12 protein-coding genes are annotated in these 16768 nt (G+C 63.4%); 8 read left to right on the top strand and 4 right to left on the bottom strand.

All coding sequences use genetic code 11. From position 1 onward, the window contains the following. The first annotated feature begins 3 nt into the window (after positions 1 to 3). Both DXH78_RS08595 and DXH78_RS08590 read left to right on the top strand, forming a co-directional pair. On the top strand, positions 4 to 1692 hold the full coding sequence (locus DXH78_RS08595; protein WP_115516640.1) for an ABC transporter permease: 1689 nt from the start codon (positions 4 to 6) through the stop codon (positions 1690 to 1692). A gap of 152 nt (positions 1693 to 1844) precedes the next feature. Further along, positions 1845 to 3770 carry an AsmA family protein gene (locus tag DXH78_RS08590; RefSeq protein ID WP_115516639.1) on the top strand — a complete coding sequence of 642 codons (1926 nt, stop codon included), beginning with the start codon at positions 1845 to 1847 and terminating at the stop codon, positions 3768 to 3770. Between the two features lie 8 nt (positions 3771 to 3778). Here the strand turns inward: DXH78_RS08590 and glpK are convergent, their stop codons facing one another. From glpK to DXH78_RS08575, 3 genes are all read right to left on the bottom strand, one after another. Continuing rightward, positions 3779 to 5293: a glycerol kinase GlpK gene (glpK, locus tag DXH78_RS08585; RefSeq protein ID WP_115516638.1), complete on the bottom strand. Its 1515-nt coding sequence runs from the start codon at positions 5291 to 5293 to the stop codon at positions 3779 to 3781. A gap of 42 nt (positions 5294 to 5335) precedes the next feature. Further along, positions 5336 to 5854: a response regulator gene (locus DXH78_RS08580; RefSeq protein WP_115516637.1), complete on the bottom strand. Its 519-nt coding sequence runs from the start codon at positions 5852 to 5854 to the stop codon at positions 5336 to 5338. Between the two features lie 105 nt (positions 5855 to 5959). Then, positions 5960 to 7492 carry a glycerol-3-phosphate dehydrogenase gene (locus tag DXH78_RS08575; protein WP_115516636.1) on the bottom strand — a complete coding sequence of 511 codons (1533 nt, stop codon included), beginning with the start codon at positions 7490 to 7492 and terminating at the stop codon, positions 5960 to 5962. Between the two features lie 205 nt (positions 7493 to 7697). On the opposite strand from DXH78_RS08575, the gene DXH78_RS08570 reads away from it, so the two are divergent. Both DXH78_RS08570 and DXH78_RS08565 read left to right on the top strand, forming a co-directional pair. Beyond that, positions 7698 to 8564: a type 1 glutamine amidotransferase gene (locus tag DXH78_RS08570; RefSeq protein ID WP_115516635.1), complete on the top strand. Its 867-nt coding sequence runs from the start codon at positions 7698 to 7700 to the stop codon at positions 8562 to 8564. A gap of 38 nt (positions 8565 to 8602) precedes the next feature. Continuing rightward, on the top strand, positions 8603 to 9301 hold the full coding sequence (locus DXH78_RS08565) for an SDR family NAD(P)-dependent oxidoreductase (protein WP_115516634.1): 699 nt from the start codon (positions 8603 to 8605) through the stop codon (positions 9299 to 9301). On the opposite strand, the gene DXH78_RS08560 is transcribed toward DXH78_RS08565, so the two are convergent. Beyond that, the gene (locus tag DXH78_RS08560; RefSeq protein ID WP_115516633.1) at positions 9298 to 10656 is read right to left on the bottom strand and encodes a malonyl-CoA decarboxylase; all 1359 of its coding nucleotides are present in this window, start codon (positions 10654 to 10656) and stop codon (positions 9298 to 9300) included. The genes DXH78_RS08565 and DXH78_RS08560 overlap by 4 nt on opposite strands. A 342-nt stretch (positions 10657 to 10998) precedes the next feature. Here DXH78_RS08560 and DXH78_RS20225 point away from each other — a divergent pair, with 342 nt between their 5' ends. The 4 genes from DXH78_RS20225 to DXH78_RS08540 all read left to right on the top strand — a co-directional run bounded on the left by DXH78_RS20225 (position 10999) and on the right by DXH78_RS08540 (position 16718). Next, on the top strand, positions 10999 to 13059 hold the full coding sequence (locus DXH78_RS20225; RefSeq protein ID WP_283805612.1) for an ABC transporter ATP-binding protein: 2061 nt from the start codon (positions 10999 to 11001) through the stop codon (positions 13057 to 13059). Between the two features lie 44 nt (positions 13060 to 13103). Beyond that, positions 13104 to 14717, top strand: coding sequence for an ABC transporter substrate-binding protein (locus tag DXH78_RS08550; RefSeq protein WP_115516631.1), 1614 nt, complete (start codon positions 13104 to 13106; stop codon positions 14715 to 14717). 142 nt (positions 14718 to 14859) lie between these two features. Continuing rightward, entirely contained in the window at positions 14860 to 15816 is a 957-nt protein-coding gene (locus DXH78_RS08545) for an ABC transporter permease (RefSeq protein ID WP_115516630.1), read from the top strand. Continuing rightward, a complete protein-coding gene (locus DXH78_RS08540; RefSeq protein WP_115516629.1) occupies positions 15813 to 16718 on the top strand; it encodes an ABC transporter permease in 906 nt (301 codons plus the stop codon). The genes DXH78_RS08545 and DXH78_RS08540 overlap by 4 nt, the downstream gene beginning before the upstream one ends. Positions 16719 to 16768 lie beyond the last annotated feature (50 nt).

The raw sequence follows: 16768 nt of genomic DNA, 5'->3' as shown, positions 1-16768 counted from the left end.
ATTATGTACTCCGTCACCGGCGGCCCCGCCTTGCGCGGGGCCGCTGGCCGTTTACCGGCAGACCGAATTGCGAGCCTGACCATTGCGCTCGCCGCCGCCGCGCTGATCGCGCTGCCGCTGGCAAGCCTGATGCGTCTGGCCGTGGCCGGCGACGCCGAGCTTTGGCCCCACCTGATCGCCTATGTCCTGCCGCACGCCGTCGTGCAGACTGCGCTGCTGCTGGCCGGCGTCGCTGCCGTGACCGCCCTGACCGGCATCGCGCCCGCCTTCCTGGTTGCCGGTTTCGAGTTTCCCGGCCGCAAAGTGCTGGAATGGCTGCTGCCGCTGCCGCTCGCCATTCCGACCTACATCGCGGCTTATGTGTACGCCGATCTCCTCGACGCCGCCGGCCCGGTGCAGAGTGCGCTGCGCGCGATATTCGGATTCAAGACCGGCGCCGAGTACTGGTTTCCGCCGGTGCGTTCACTGCCCGGCGCCATCCTGATCGTCGGCATCGTCGTCTACCCTTACGTCTATCTGACCGCACGCGCGCTGTTCAAAACGCAGAGCGCCAGCTTTGCCGACGCGGCCCGTACGATGGGCGCCACCTTATGGCAGACCTTCCGTTACGTCTCGCTGCCGCTGGCGCGGCCCGCGATCGCGGTGGGTCTGGCGCTGGCCTTGCTCGAGGCGCTTAACGACATCGGCGCCGCTGAATATCTCGGCGTGCAGACGCTGACCTTGTCGATCTTCACCACCTGGCTCAACCGCGGCAGTTTGGGCGGCGCGGCCCAGATCGCGCTGGCACTCCTTGCGGTGGTGACGCTGCTGATCGTGCTGGAACGCACCGGCCGGCGCGGACAGTCGGTGGAGAGCGACGTGCAGGATGGCGCCGTAACGCGCCGGCTGCCACTGACGGGGCGCGCGGGTTGGATCGCGGCCTGCGTCTGCGTCATCCCGGTCCTGTTCGGCTTCGTTATTCCCGGCGGCTATCTGTTGCGCGAAGCGATCATGCGCGGCCTGATCCTCGGCATCGATCCGTCGCTGTTCACCGCGCTCATGACGACCGTGGCGCTGGCCGCCGTCGCAACCGCGGTCGTGCTCGCTGTCGGCATCGCCGCCGCTATCCCGCTGCGGCTGGCGCCGGTCAGAGCGGCACGGCCTCTGCTGGCGCTCGCCAGCATGGGCTACGCGGTGCCGGGCACAGTGCTCGCACTCGGCCTGATGTCGCCGCTGGTCGCGGGCGACGAGATGCTCAACTGGCTGAGCGGAAAGCTCTCCGGCACCCATGTCGGCCTGGTGCTGGCCGGTTCCAGCTTTGCGCTGATCGTCGCCTACACGGCGCGCTTTGCCTCGATCGCCATCGGCGTCGTCCAGGCGGGCCTCGCCCAAATGCCGCACGAGTTCGACGAAAGCGCGCGGCTCGAAGGCGCCGGCATTGGTCCGCTGCTACGTCATATCCACCTGCCGCTGCTGACACCGGCGCTGACCGGCGCGGCGCTCCTTGTTTTCGTCGATTGCCTCAAGGAACTGCCGATGACGCTCCTGATGCGGCCGCTCAATGTCGAGACGCTGGCGACCTCGATCTACCAGTACGCCACCCGCGGCAATTTCGAGGACGGTGCGCTGGCCGCCCTGCTCATCGTGCTGGCCGGCATTCCCCCGGTCATCCTGCTCATGCGGCTGCCGGACGCCCGCGAGACGCGGCGGTAGCGGCCCGGGTGGCTGATCGAGGGCGGGCCGCCAGGCTTTGCCGGCCATGAAAGCGTCACACGGACCGCTCAGGTTGGCGCTGACTGGGCCAATGGTATATTCCTCCGGCCACCACCGGCCCCACTGGCTCGACCCATTCGGAACAACTCACTTTGACGGCTTTTGCTGGCATTCGACGCTTGGGATTCGTGCTGATCGCCGTCGGCGCGATAACGGCTGGCGTGTTGACGACCGCGGGCTACCTGATTTCCCCCGACACCGTCCGCACCGAAGTTCTCAACCGCATCCGTGCCGCGACCGGACTAGACCCGCAGCTTGGCGGCAAGGTCAGCGTCAGCCTGTTCCCAAAGGGCAGCGTCAGTTTTTCCGATGTAGTCCTGGGCGACCCGAAGCGCCCGGCGCTCACCGCCGAACGGCTGACCGCGCGGCTGCGCTTTTTCCCCTTGCTGATCGGCAAGGTCGAGATCGCCGATGTTTCGCTGGAGAAGCCGACCATCGCCATCGACTTCGAGCGCGACGGCGGATCGAACTGGTCGGCATTGATCGATGCGCTGGTCAAGGCGCAGAAGCCTCGTGCCAATCACAGCGTCGCCGGCTTTTCCGAAATGCGCATCGACGACGGCACCGTCTTGCTGCGCAAGGACGAAGGCCGTTCGGTCGAGACACTTTACGCAGTCGATCTTTCGCTCGCCTGGCCGTCGATCTCCAAAAGTTTTGGCGCCACCGGCCACTTCGTCTGGCACGGCGAGAAGATCGACGCGAGCATAGCGCTGGCCGATTTCGCCGCGGCACTGGCCGGCAACCGCAGCGGCATCAAGCTGCGCCTGAGTGGCGCGCCGATGAAGGTCGCATTCGAAGGCGCATTCAGCGTCAAACCGACGATCAAGGTCGAGGGTACGCTCGCCGCCGATGCCGCTTCGTTTCGGCGCGCCATGACCTGGGCCGGACATGAGCCTCTGCCGGGCGGCGGCTTCGGCCGCTTCGCCATCAAGGCCCAGACCACGGTCCTGGCCGACTCCGTCAGCCTGTCCAGCGTCAACGTCGAACTCGACGGCAACAGCGCCGAAGGCGTGCTTTCCTTCTCCAGTGAAGGCCGGCAATCGCTGCAAGGCACCCTCGCCGCCGACACGCTCGATCTGACGCCTTACATTTCCACGATCCGCCTCTCGACCGCGAACCAGCGCGCCTGGAACGATGCGCAGTTGACGCCGGACGGACTCAACGGCCTCGATTTCGATCTTCGGCTCTCGGCCGCAAACGTTATCATGGGCAGCGCCAAAATCGGCCGCACCGCGATCGGCGCCAATCTGCGCTCCGGCAAGCTCACGGTTTCGATCGGCGAGGCTCTGGCTTACGGTGGCGTTATCAAAGGATCGCTGGCGCTGAACAATTCCAGCACCGGCGTCGACTTCAAATCGCAACTGCAATTCGCCGATGTCGATCTGGAGTCCTGCCTCGGCCAACTCTTCGGCCTGAAGCGTCTCGAAGGCAAAGGCACCATGTCCATGGCGCTTGACGGCGCCGGCGAAAGCGTCCTGGCGATGACGCGCACACTCGCCGGCACGGCGACACTCACGGGCCGAGACGGCGCCATCGCCGGCATCAATGTCGAGCAGTTGCTCAAGCGTCTCGAGCGACGGCCTCTGTCAGGCGGTGGCGAATTCCGCACCGGCCGCACGCCCTATGACAGGATCGACATCATGCTGCGCATCGCGCAGGGCACGGTCGACGTGCAGGATATGAAAGTCGAAAGCGCGGCGGTGCGGCTCATACTCGCCGGTACCGCGTCGATCCCGGATCGAGAACTCGACCTTAAGGGCACCGCCGCATTGGCGGTGGCGAGCCGCGCAGGCTCGCAACCCTTCGGCCTGCCCTTCGTGGTGCAGGGCTCGTGGGACGATCCGATCATGCTGCCCGACGCCGAGGCGCTTATCCGCCGCTCGGGCGCGGCGGCGCCGCTGCTTAATGCTGTGCGCGAACGCAACGCCCGCGATACCGTACGCTCTGCCATCGAGCGGTTAACCGGAGGCGGCGTCCAGCCCGCGGCCGAAAATGCTCCCGCCGAACCGAAACCCTGATCCGACGTTCAACGCAGCGTCAACGTCCGGCGGATAGCGTCCTTCCAGCCGGCATATTTCATCTCGCGCGTGGCCACATCCATGTGCGGCGTGAAGCGCTTATCGAGCCGCCATTGTGCCGCGAAACCGTCGAGATCGGGGCATAGTCCGGCGGCACGGCCGGCAAGATAGGCCGCGCCCAGTGCCGTGGTTTCCATGACCACCGGCCGATCGACCGGCGCGGCAAGAATGTCAGCCAGAAACTGCATGCAGGGGTCGCTCGCCGTCATGCCGCCATCGACGCGCAGCACCGTTGTGGTGTCGCGAGACGCCGGCCAGTCGGCATGCATGGCTTCGATCAGATCGCGCGTCTGATAGCCCACTGCATCGAGCGCAGCGCGCGCGATCTCGGCGCCACCGGAACTGCGCGTCAGCCCGTAGACGGCGCCGCGCGCCTGCGCGTCCCAATAGGGCGCGCCCAGTCCCACAAAAGCCGGCACCAGATAGACCTCTTCCGCCGGGTCGGCCTTGGCCGCGAGCGCACCGACATCGGACGATTTGGCGATAATCTTGAGGCCGTCGCGTAGCCACTGCACCGCAGCGCCAGCAATGAAGATGGCGCCTTCAAGTGCGTAAGTGCGCTTACCATCGAGTTGGTAGGCGATGGTCGAGAGCAAACGGTTGCGTGAAATGACGCGTTCGGCGCCGGTGTTTAGCAGCATGAAGCAGCCTGTGCCGTAAGTCGATTTCATCATGCCGGGCTTGAAGCAGCCCTGCCCCACCGTTGCTGCCTGCTGATCGCCCGCCATGCCGAGAATCGGAATCGCTGCGCCGAACAGATCGGGCATGGTGACGCCGAATGAGCCGGCGCAATCGCGCACTTGCGGCAACATTGCCATCGGCACGCCGAACAGACGGCAAAGATCACCGTCCCACTCACCGCTCGCAATGTTGAGCAGGCTGGTGCGGGCCGCGTTGCTGGCATCCGTCGCGTGAACTTTGCCGCCGGTCAGGCGCCACAACAGAAAGCTGTCAATGGTGCCGAAAGCGAGCGCGCCGTTCTCCGCTTTGGTGCGCGCACCGTCGATGTGATCGAGCAGCCAGCCGATCTTGCTGGCGGAAAAGTAGGGGTCGACGATCAGACCGGTCTTGGCCGCAATCTCCTGCTCGTGACCGCCGGCGCGCAGGCCGTCACAAAACGATGCGGTGCGGCGATCCTGCCAAACGATGGCATTGTGGATCGGCCTGCCGGTCGCACGATCCCAGACGACCGTCGTTTCGCGTTGATTGGTGATGCCGATGCCGGCGATGTGTTGCGGTGCCAGGCCGGCCTTGGCGATCGCGTCGCGCACCACCGCGACCGTGGCGGACCAGATCTCTTCGGGGTCGTGCTCGACCCAGCCCGGCGCCGGGAAGATCTGCGGTAGCTCCCGCTGCGCCAGCGCAAGCGGCTTCAGCGCCGCATCGAACACGATGGCGCGCGTCGACGTTGTGCCCTGATCGATGGCAACGAGATATGACAGTTGCGCCCCGGCCGCACCCATACAGTGAGGCTAAGGCTTCGCAGGCGAAATGAAAAGCCTGGATCAGTTCAGATAAATCAGCGTCTTGCTGTCGTCTTCGTCGCGATAAATATCGACCAGCCTGCGCGGTGCCGGGCCGTAATACTGGCCGGAGCGGATGTTCGGGCGCGGGTTGAGCAGCACGGCGGCCATGCGGTCGCGCAGCGCCTTGGTCGAAACCGGCTTGAGCAGGAATTCGTTGACGCCGATCTCGACCGCCTCGATCACCTTCGCGCGCTCACCGTGCCCGGTCAGCATGATGATCGGAATATCCGGCATCGGGAAGGTCTGCGGCGAACGCACCATGCGCACGAAAGCCGGACCATCGAGGCCGGGCATGTTCCAGTCAAGGATTACGACGTCGGGCTGTTCTCGACGAATGGCATCAAGACCATGCAGGCCATCGTGCGCCTCCATGATGGTGCGCACGCCCATGCCGGTCAGCAGCGTCCGCACGACTTTGCGCATGAAGGGCTCGTCGTCCACGACCAGCACCTTCAGCTTCTCAAGGCGGCGTTCCAGTTCCCGTGAATCATATTGCATTTGGCGGCCCCGATAACGGCGTCGTCACCAGCGCATTAGATCATGGGCCCGTCGATATGAGGTGAATTTCGTCAACCCAATTGCATCGACACCGGTAACGGTCTGCTAACCCTGATCTGCCGCTTGGCGCAGCACGCCGATCAGCCGATCGATAGCCTCGCGCTCATCGGCCGTGGCAGTCAGCCCCAACTTGCCGCGGCGCCAGAGGATGTCCTCGGCGGACTCGGCCCATTCGTTCTCGACCAGATAGCGAATTTCGGCGGCGGTCAGATCTCCGGTCAGGATGGGACCCAGCGCTTCGAGGCTTTCGGCGTCGCCGAGGAAACGTTCGGCGCGCAGGCCGTAGGCACGCAGGATACGCCGCGCCATCGCCTCCGGCAGGAACGGCCACCGGGTTTGCATCTCGGCGAGCACCTCTTTCCAATTCGCCTGCTCGAATTCGCCGCCGGGGAGCTTTGCGCGGGCCGTCCATGGTGCATGGCCTGGGAAAATGCGGCCGAGCTTCACCATCGCCGCTTCGGCCAGACGGCGATAGGTCGTGATTTTGCCACCGTAAATGGTGAGCAACGGCGCTTCGTTGCGCGGTGCCTCCAATTCGAGATGATAGTCGCGCGTGACGTCTTCGGGCCTGCCCTTGCCGTCGTCGTAAAGCGCGCGCACGCCTGAGAACGACCAGGCAAGTTCATCGGGTGTCACCGGATGGCGGAAGTAGCGATTGACGACGTCGCAGAGATAAAGAATTTCGTCGGCACTCGGCGCGGGCGAATTGAGGTCACCAACGAAATTCTCATCGGTGGTGCCAATCAGCGTAAATTCACCGGCGAACGGTAAGGCGAAGACGACTCGCTTGTCCGGCGCCTGAAAGATGTAGCCGCTGTCGTGGTCGAACAGCTTGCGCACCACGATGTGGCTGCCCTTGATCAGGCGCAGGCGCGCCGTGAGTTTCTTGCGCAGCACGTTCTCGGCGACCTCGCCGATCCACGGGCCAGCGGCATTGACCAACACCTTCGCGGTCGCGGTGTCGCGACGGCCGTGATCGTGCAACACCAACTCCCACAGGCCGCCGCGACGGTCGGCGCGCACGCAGCGCGTTCGGGTGCGGATCGTGGCGCCGCGCGCGGCAGCGTCGAGCGCGTTGAGCACAACCAGCCGGCTGTCATCGACCCAGCAGTCGGAATATTCGAAGGCGTAGCGGAACGCCCGCTTGAGCGGCTGGCCGACGACGTTGTGCGTGAGGTCGATTGTCCGTGACGGCGGCAACAGCTTGCGCGCGCCGAGCACGTCGTAAAGCCAAAGACCGAAACGCAGCAGCAGCGGCGAACGCTGGCCCAGCGCCGGCGGCAGCACGAAACGCATCGGCCGGACGACGTGGGGCGCGATGCCGAGCAACACCTCGCGTTCGGACAGCGCCTCGCGCACCAGCCGGAAGGCGCGGTGCTCCAGATAACGCAGGCCGCCGTGGATGAGCTTGGAGGAGGCCGACGACGTGCCGGCGGCCAGATCGTTCATTTCGACCAGCAGCACCTTCAAACCCCGGCCGGCGGCGTCGCGGGCAAGGCCCGCGCCATTGATACCACCGCCGATGATGGCGAGGTCGAAATCGGCCGTTTCCGGCCCGGCCTGGGAGGTCTTGGCCATTGCTTTCTTCCGGTTCGTCCGCCGATCCTGGGAGACGGCGATCAGGGGCTGTTCGCCCGACACCAATCTAGGCAAGCCGCGTTAACGTGACTTAAAACCACAAAAACCGGCCACTGGACGCCAAATGCCTTTGCCTCTGCCTTCGCTTCGACATATCTCTTCTGTTGTTACTGTTTGACGTCACTTTCGCCCTTCCAAGGTTTCCATGCCCACCCCCCGCCTGCTCGTTATCGAAGGCAATAACCCCGCCACCATGGCCGAACATGTGTCGTTCGGCGGCACCGAAGCCAGCCGGGGCTACGCCAACCTGCTGCGCGAGTTGCTGCCGGTCGCCGAGGTGGACATTTGCTATCCGGCCGACGTGACGGCCGGACTGCCATCCGGGCAGTCTCTGGAGGGATATGACGGCATCGCCATCACGGGCTCCGGGCTGCACGTCTATGGCGGCGGCGACGAGGTCACCCGGCAGATCGACCTGGTTCGCGAGGCGTTGAAAACCGGAACTCCGGTGTTCGGTTCGTGCTGGGGCCTTCAGATCATCACCACCGCAGCGGGCGGCGTCGTCCGCAAGAACCCGAACGGCCGTGAGATCGGTTTCGGCCGCGGCATTCGTCTCACCGAGGAAGGCCGCAAGCACCCGATGTATGCGGGCAAGATGGATGTCTTCAACGCGCCCACGGTTCACCTGGACGAAGTCGTCACCTTGCCCGACGGCGCCGTCCTCCTCGCCAGCAACGCCGTCTCCAAGGTGCAGGCCGTGGAAATCCGCACGCCGGGTTCAACCGCGTGGGGCGTGCAGTATCATCCCGAATATCCGCTCAAGGAATTGGCTATCATCGTGCGCCGCATTGGCACGCGGCTGATCGGCGAAGGATTCTTTGCCGGCGAAGCTGATCTCAGCGAATTCGCTCATGATCTCGAAGCACTCGACCTCGATCCCGCGTGCAAACGGCTGGCCTGGCGGCACGGCATCAGCCTGAACGTGCTCGACAAGAAACGGCGCGTCAGCGAGATCGCGAACTGGCTCGAATATCAGGTACTGCCGATGCGCGTGAAGCGCGGACGCGGGTAGTCGCCGCGAGGCCCGACAGGGCGGAGAGAGGCTGCGCCATGACCTTCACCGATAAACTCGTCCTCGTCACCGGCGGCGCAGGCGCGCTCGGCGTTGCGGTGGCGGGCGCGCTACTCGGTCAGGGCGCGCAATGTATCGTGCCCTACCGCGACGAGGCGGAAGCGCAGCGCTTCGCGTTTCGTGACAACAAGAACGTCAGACTGATCGCGGCCGGCGATCTCGCCAACGAAAGCGTGGTCGAAGGGCTCTACGACGGTCTCAAGCTCTGGGCCTCAGTTCATATTGCCGGCGGCTTTGCTTCGGGCTCGGTCGAGGATACCGACAAGGCCGCACTGATGAAGCAGATCGACGGCAACCTCGTTTCCTGCTTCCTGTGCTGTCGCGCGGCGGTGAAAGCGATCAAAGCCACGGGCAACGGTGGCCGCATCGTCAATGTCGCCGCCCGCCCCGCCCTGGAGCCCCGCGCTGGCGCTGGCATGACCGCCTACACCATCGCCAAATCCGGCGTTGCCACCTTGTCGATCTCATTGGCCGAGGAAGTGGCGAAAGAGGGTATCCTGGTGAACGCCGTGGCGCCGTCGATCATTGATACGCCGGCCAACCGCAAGGCGATGCCGAAGGCGGCTTTCGACAAGTGGCCGAAGGTCGAGGAAGTCGCAGCGACGATCGTGTTCCTCGCCTCGCCCGATAACGTCGTCACCCGTGGCGGCATCGTGCCGGTATACGGCCGATCCTAGCCCGCGATGGGTACAAGTTCGAGCGTCGGACGGAGATAGCGCTGCACGCCGGAGGCCGCGACCACAGTGCGCTGCTCGGCGAAGGCTTCGTGGTTCTTCTCAATGTGCTCGACGTTATAAAGATAGTTGACCATCAAGCCGTAGGACTGCGCGATGCCCTTGTCAGACGCATCGGCGAGCCAGTCGAGGCGTTCGAGCCGCGCGCCGTTGCCAAGATGGAAGCGTGCCACCGGGTCAACAGGCATCCCGCGTGGTGTCTTGGCCCTGAGATAATAATAGGCCGCCGCCCGCATCATCGGCTCGCGCAACTCCTCGAGCTTGTCGACATCCTGCCACCAGCCGGGTTCGTCGAGCACCGCAAAAGCCTGTCTGTCGGCCTCATTGATGGCAGGTGACGTCTCCTGCGCGCGCTCGCGCTTGAGCCATTTGGCAAATGTCGGCGCCGGCGACAGCGTGACCAGAGTCGAAAGCTTCGGCAGTTCGCGGCAGATTTCCTCGACCACCTGCTTGATGAGGAAATTGCCGAACGACACGCCGGCGAGTCCGCGCTGGCAGTTCGAGATCGAATAGAACACCGCGGTACGCGCCTTCTCCGGCTCGACCGGCTCCCGTTCGGTGGCGAGGATCGGCGCGATGGCCTCCGGAATGTCTCGCGTCAGCGCAACCTCGACGAAGATCAGCGGATCGTCGACCAGTGCCGGATGGAAGAAGGCATAGCAACGCCGGTCCTGCGGATCGATGCGGCGGCGCAGATCGTCCCAGTCGCTGATTTCGTGCACCGCTTCGTAGCGGATGATCTTTTCCAGAATGTTCGCTGGCGTCGACCAATCGATGTGACGCAAAACCAGGAAGCCGCGGTTGAACCACGACGTGAACAGATGGACGAAGTCCTCGTCGACCGGCTGCAAATCGGGCCGGTTCGGCAGCACGTCCATGAGCTGTTCGCGCATCCGCACCAAGGCCGCTGTGCCGCCGGGCGCCAGATTGAGCCGGCGGAACAGCTCCTGCCGGCGCGGCTCGGACGCAACGTGCAGCCTGGCCGCTGTGCCGTCGTTCGGTGTCGCCTGCCAGGCGGTGATCGCCTCGCTAACCCGCTCGGGCTGCACGCCGAAGCGGCCCGCCAGCGCCTCGAAGAAGGCGATACGGGGTCCGGTGGTGAGTTCCGAGTAGCGAGACAAAATGTCACGAGCCCGCGCCACCCCGGAGGCCTCGCCACGCCCGGACAGTAAATCCTCGCAGAGCTCGACAAGATTTTCCGACTGCGCCGCTGTGTCGCTGCGCCGCCCACGGTCGAGCAAGGCCCGGCCGCGATCCGATATGGTTTGCAGGAGTTCGCCGAAAAACGAGGTGTTCATGAGCTGTCGAGCCTTGCCCCTTCAAATCAGACCTAATTCACCTAGCGAAATATCGTTCACCCGACCTGTGGCAATTTCGCGAAACGATACCAAACATTACCATCATTAATGTCGGCTCAACCCGAAAATTGCGGGCAAGTATGACCAAAGGGTGATGCCTATTTGCGCTGCGTCCCGCGCTGCGGAATCGCATCCTACACTGGAGCCCGCCTTTATAACGGGCTTGCACCATCGCGCTCCGGCAAGCATTGTGCTCCCCAAGGGAGGGACCGGGGCGTCATGCGACGCCACGCACCCCGAACAAAAACAAGACTAAAGTCTAGACGTTCAAGAGGGGTCGTTTTGAGCATCGTCGAAGTGGGCGAAGACCTGCGCGAGAAGGTCGACGCGCGGCGCGATTTGGGCGCGCCGTTGCTGGCAGTCGAGGACCTTCACACGCAATTCAACACGTCGCGCGGCATTGTGCGCGCGGTGGAGGGCGTCAGTTTCACAGTCAATGCGGGAGAAGTCGTCGCCATCGTCGGAGAGTCGGGCTCCGGCAAATCGGTGACCGCCCTCTCGATCATGCGGCTGCTGCCCCGGCTCACCGGCAAAATTCCGAAAGGCAAAATTACGTTCGACGGCCGCTCGCTGCTCGACCTCAGCGACGAGGAGATGCGTAAGATCCGCGGCCGGGAAATTTCGATGATCTTCCAGGAGCCGATGACGTCGCTCAATCCGCTCCTCACGATCGGCCTGCAGATCAAGGAGCCGCTGCAGATTCACCTCGGCATGAGCGATAGCGAGGCCCAGGCGCGCGCTGTCGAGCTCCTGACTCTGGTGGGCATTCCCGATCCGGCCGGCCGGCTGGATCAATATCCGCATCAATTCTCTGGCGGCATGCGCCAGCGCGTGATGATCGCGATCGGGCTGGCCTGCAATCCCAAGCTCATCATAGCCGACGAACCGACCACCGCGCTCGACGTCACGATCCAGGCGCAGATTCTCGAACTGATGAAGAATCTGTCGCGCAAGCTGAACATTGCGCTGATTGTCATCACCCACAATCTCGGTGTCGTCGCGCGCTATGCCGATCGCGTCATCGTCATGTATGCCGCCCGCGTCGCCGAGCAGGGCTCGGCCGAGGCCGTGTTTCATAAGCCGCGCCATCCTTACAGCATGGGGCTGCTGCGCTCGGTGCCAAGGCTTGACCGGCCGCGCGGCGCCAAACTCGAAACCATCGAAGGCCTGCCGCCGAACCTCGCCAATGTCAGCACCGCTTGCCGATTTGCGCCGCGTTGTCCCTTCCGTATCGCTGTCTGCGATCAGGAACCGCCGCTGTTTTCGACTGACACCGGCAGCCTGTCGCGATGCCACCGCCATACCGATATCGCTGAGGGCAAGATCACCTGGGAAAGCCTTGGCGGGGCTGGTCTGAATTTCGCCGCCAATACGGAAGCGCCCGTTCTGGCGGTGAAGAACCTAACTAAGCACTTTTCCGTGTCCGGCGGACTTCGCAGCGCCCGCGGCACGGTACGAGCGGTCCAAGACGTCTCATTCGACATTTACCCCGGCGAGACATTGGGGCTCGTGGGAGAATCCGGCTGTGGCAAGACCACGGTCGGGCGTCTGATCCTTGATCTCGAAAAGCCGACGTCAGGATCCATCACATTCGAGGGGCTCAATCTCGAAGGCGCGTCATCGGCACAGCTCAAAGCCATGCGCCGGAAGATGCAGGTAATCTTCCAGGATCCCTACTCCTCGCTCAATCCGCGCATGACCGTGGGGCAGATCATCGGCGAACCGCTTCATGTGTACCAGATCGTCGATGGTCGGCAGAAGATCGAAGCACGCGTCGCCGAACTCCTCGAGAATGTCGGCCTGCGGCCCGAGATGGCCGAGCGTTACCCGCATCAGCTTTCCGGCGGTCAGCGTCAGCGCGTCGGCATTGCGCGCGCCTTGGCGATGGAGCCCTCCTTCATTGTCTGCGATGAAGCCGTATCCGCCCTCGACGTCTCGATCCAGGGGCAGATCATCAACCTGCTGGAAGATCTTCAGCGCAAATTCAAGCTGGCCTTCCTGTTCATCGCGCACGATCTCGCGGTGGTGCGGCACATCTCGGCGCGCGTGGTGGTGATGTACTTTGGCCGCATCATGGAAATTGCGGATCGCGATGCGATCTATCAGCAGCCACTGCATCCCTACACCAAGGTGTTGCTGGATGCCGCACCGGTGCCGGACCCGACAATCGAGAAACAGCGCGAACCTCGCCTGATCAAAGGCGAGTTGCCGAGCCATATGGCACCACCAACCGGATGCGTCTTTAATACCCGTTGTCCGATGGCAAGCCAGGAATGCCGGGAGACCGTCCCGCCCCTCGAGGAGAAAAGACCCGGGCATTTCGCTGCGTGTATCAATATCTGACAAACAGCGAAACTTATAAAAACACGATTACATAGGAGGAAACGATGAAGATCACGAGACGAACGGCTCTGCAGGGAACGGCCGGCGCATTCGCCCTCGGCCTTAGCGGCTTCAACTTCGACTTTACCAAAGCCGAAGCCCAGGCTCCGAACGTGAAGCGCGGCGGCACGCTCAATTTCGCGATCAGCGCCGAAGCGCCGCACTATGACCCGCATGCCAGCGACACCTATGCGACGCTGCATTTCGCCGCACCGTTCTATTCGACGCTGCTGCGCTTCAACCTGTCCAAGTTCCCGTCGGTCGAAGGCGATCTGGCGCAATCGTGGACGGTGGCGCCCGACCTGATGACCTATACCTTCAAGCTCCATCCGAACGTCAAGTTCGCCGACGGCACGGCTTTCACCTCTGCGGACGTGAAGGCGACCTACGATCGACTGCGCGACCCGCCGCAGGGCGTGGTGTCGACGCGCAAGCCGACCTTCGCCGACATCGGCAGCATCGAGACGCCGGACCCGCTTACCATTATCTTCAAGATGAAGGCGGTGAACGCGGCGATGCTGGAGCACTTCGCCTCGCCGTGGAACGTGATTTATTCCGCCAAGGATCTGGCGGAGAACCCGGCCGGGCCACGCACCAAGATCAACGGTACTGGACCGTTTGTCTTCGTCGAGCACGTCAAGGGCAGCCACGTCGCCGGCAAAAAGAACGACAACTACTTCAAGAAGGGCATGCCCTATCTTGATGGCTTCAAAGGCATCTTCACGTTGCAGGCGGCGGCGATGCTCAACGCCGTACAAGGCGGCCAGGTGCTCGGTGAATTCCGCGGCATCTCGCCAGCGGAGCGCGACCGTCTCGTCCAAGCCATGGGCGACAAGATCCGCATCGAGGAAGACAGCTGGACGCTCAACCTGCTGGTCTGCTTCAACGTCACCAAGAAGCCATTCGACGACGTGCGCGTGCGCAAGGCGCTTCTGATGGCGATCGATCGCTGGGGCGGCAGCGTCGGCCTGTCGAAGATCTCAACTCTCCGTGCCGTCGGCGGCGTGCTGCGCCCCGGCTCGCCTTACGCGACGCCAGAAGCGGAGCTCGTCAAGCTGCCAGGCTTCTCCAAGGACATCAAGAAATCCCGCGAGGAAGCCAAGAAGCTGCTCAAGGAAGCCGGACAGGAAAACCTGAAATTCGTGCTGTGGAATCGCAACCTCGCGATGCCCTACACCCCGGCCGGCGTTTTCCTTGTCGACCAGTGGCGACAGATCGGCGTCGAGGTCGAGCACAAGCAGTCCGACACCGGCCCATATCTGGCGACCATGAACGCCGGCAACCACGACGTCGCCATCGACTTCTCCAACCTGTTCATGGATGACTCGAGCCTCGCGCTATCAAAGTATCTTTCGTTGTCGCGCGCCCCGGAAAACCGCTCGCGGTCGACCGATCCGGAACTCGACAAGCTCTATGACGACCACATCCGCGAGCGCGATCCGGAGAAGCGCAAGGCGCTGATCCGCGCTTTCGAGAAGCGGGTGTTCGAACAGGGCTATCAGCAGCCGATCCTGTGGTGGCACCGCATCGTGCCGACGCACAAGGCACTGATGGGCTGGAAGATGTCGCCGAGCCACAACCTCGGTCAACAGCTCGAAGATGTCTGGATCAATACGTAATACTTTTACCCCTCATCCTTCGAGACGCCGTGCTGTGCACGGCTCCTCAGGATGAGGGCCACAAATGAGCGACCTCATCCTGAGGAGCGGCCTTCAGGCCGCGTCTCGAAGGGTGAGGTCGCGGCAATCACGAGAACCGCTCATGCTCCGCTACACGATCAACCGCGTTCTGCTCGCCATTCCGACCCTGATCGGCGTGGCCGTGCTGGTGTTCTTCCTGCTGCGCGTGGTGCCTGGCGACATCGTCGAGATCAAGCTGCGCGGCGACGGCGGCAGCGTGACGCAGGAAACCATCGAGCTCGAGCGCAAGCGGCTCGGCCTTGACCGGCCGCTGGTCGTGCAATTCGGCGAGTGGATGGTCAACATGGCGAAGTTCGATTTCGGCACGTCGATGTGGACCGAGCGTCCGGTCGTGACCGAAATCGCCATCCGGCTCGAATTGTCGCTGCAGGTCGCCATCATGGCGACGATCATCGCAGTGCTGCTCGCAATCCCGATGGGCACGCTGGCGGCGCTGTTCAGAGACACGTGGATAGACTATCTGGTCCGCGTATTGACGATCGGCGGCCTCTCCATCCCGTCATTCTGGTTCGGCATGCTGATCATGCTGGCGCTGCTGTCGTTCTTCAACTGGCTGCCGCCGATCACCTTCACACCGATATATGTCGATCCGGTCGCCAACCTGAAGCAGCTTATCTGGCCGGCGCTCGCGGTCGGTTACCGCTATTGCGCCGTGGTGGCGCGCATGATCCGGTCGTCACTGCTCGAAGTACTCAATGAAGATTACATCCGTACGGCGCGCGCCAAGGGCGTTTACGAGCGGCTGGTGATATCGCGGCACGCCCTGCGCAACGCGCTGCTGCCGGCAATCACCGTGATCGGCCTCGAATTCACCTTTCTGATCGGCGGCCTTGTCGTCACCGAGCAGGTCTTTAACCTCAACGGCATCGGTCAGCTCTTCGTGCAGAGCGTGTCGCGCAACGACTTCACGCTGATCCAGGGAATGGTGATGCTGATCGCCGCCTTCTACGTTTTCGTCAATCTTGCGATCGACCTGCTTTACGCGGTGTTCGATCCGCGCATCAGGTACGGCAAATGACGCTCGCATCCCCCAGCCTGCCCGCCGAAACGGCGGCAGCCAAACCCCGCCGTTCAAACGTCGTAGTCGACTTCTGCCGGCAACAGCCGCTCGGCGCCGTGAGTTTTGTGATTATCTTCGCGATGATGTTCGCCGGCCTGTTTTCGCCGTGGGTCGCGCCCTACGATCCGCTCAGCATCGATTTTGCCTCCCTTCTGGCGCCGCCGTCGGCGGATCACTGGTGCGGCACCGATGCCTATGGCCGCGACATCTGCTCGCGCCTGATCTACGGTTCACGCACCGCACTGGTGATCGGTTTTACCTCGTCATTCGTCGGCTCGTCGCTGGGCGCTATCCTCGGCGTCGCTTCGGCATATTTCGGCGGCCGGATCGACAATTGGATTCAACGAATTGTCGACATCCTGTTGGCCTTCCCGCTCATCGTGCTGGCGCTGGTTGTGGTGGCCGCGTTCCGCAAATTCACGGTGGCCGGCGTCGACATCAACTTGATCGTCGCAATTGCCATCCCGATCATCCCACGCGTTGCGCGCGTGGTGCGCTCGGCAGCGCTGTCGGTGCGGGTGATGCCCTATGTCGATGCCGCCCGAGCGGCGGGCTATTCGCACAGCCGCATCATCTTCCGTCATATGGCGCCCAACGTGGTCGCGCCCTACCTCATCATGCTGACGGCTTTCATCGCTCAGGCAATCCTGGCCGAGGCCTCTCTGTCGTTCCTCGGCCTCGGCGTCACCGAGCCGACCGCCGCCTGGGGCCTGATGCTGTCCGGCAATGCCGCCGACTTCTACAAGCAGGCGCCGTGGATGATCCTGTTTCCCGGATTGGCCATCAGCCTTGCGGTATTTGCCTTCAACCTGGTCGGCGACAGCCTTCGGGACTTCCTCGATCCGCGCTTCAAGGTATAACAGCGCCCGGTCGGGCGTCCTTTTTGCGGTGCATCAAGGATCGCCAAAGC

Source organism: Undibacter mobilis, from assembly GCF_003367195.1.
In the GTDB taxonomy this organism is placed as follows: domain Bacteria; phylum Pseudomonadota; class Alphaproteobacteria; order Rhizobiales; family Xanthobacteraceae; genus Pseudolabrys; species Pseudolabrys mobilis.
Note: the sequence above shows the minus strand (reverse complement) of the source record. Positions and strands in the feature narration are given on the sequence as shown.

What these genes read in the sequence shown, in the direction of transcription:
- glpK (WP_115516638.1), bottom strand. Translation starts at nt 5,293, where the DNA reads ATGGGTGCGGCCGGGGCGCAACTGTCATATCTCGTTGCCATCGATCAG.
- DXH78_RS08565 (WP_115516634.1), top strand. Translation starts at nt 8,603, where the DNA reads ATGACCTTCACCGATAAACTCGTCCTCGTCACCGGCGGCGCAGGCGCG.
- DXH78_RS08540 (WP_115516629.1), top strand. Translation starts at nt 15,813, where the DNA reads ATGACGCTCGCATCCCCCAGCCTGCCCGCCGAAACGGCGGCAGCCAAA.
- DXH78_RS08580 (WP_115516637.1), bottom strand. Translation starts at nt 5,854, where the DNA reads ATGCAATATGATTCACGGGAACTGGAACGCCGCCTTGAGAAGCTGAAG.
- DXH78_RS08545 (WP_115516630.1), top strand. Translation starts at nt 14,860, where the DNA reads ATGCTCCGCTACACGATCAACCGCGTTCTGCTCGCCATTCCGACCCTG.
- DXH78_RS08560 (WP_115516633.1), bottom strand. Translation starts at nt 10,656, where the DNA reads ATGAACACCTCGTTTTTCGGCGAACTCCTGCAAACCATATCGGATCGC.
- DXH78_RS08550 (WP_115516631.1), top strand. Translation starts at nt 13,104, where the DNA reads ATGAAGATCACGAGACGAACGGCTCTGCAGGGAACGGCCGGCGCATTC.
- DXH78_RS08595 (WP_115516640.1), top strand. Translation starts at nt 4, where the DNA reads ATGTACTCCGTCACCGGCGGCCCCGCCTTGCGCGGGGCCGCTGGCCGT.
- DXH78_RS08570 (WP_115516635.1), top strand. Translation starts at nt 7,698, where the DNA reads ATGCCCACCCCCCGCCTGCTCGTTATCGAAGGCAATAACCCCGCCACC.
- DXH78_RS08575 (WP_115516636.1), bottom strand. Translation starts at nt 7,492, where the DNA reads ATGGCCAAGACCTCCCAGGCCGGGCCGGAAACGGCCGATTTCGACCTC.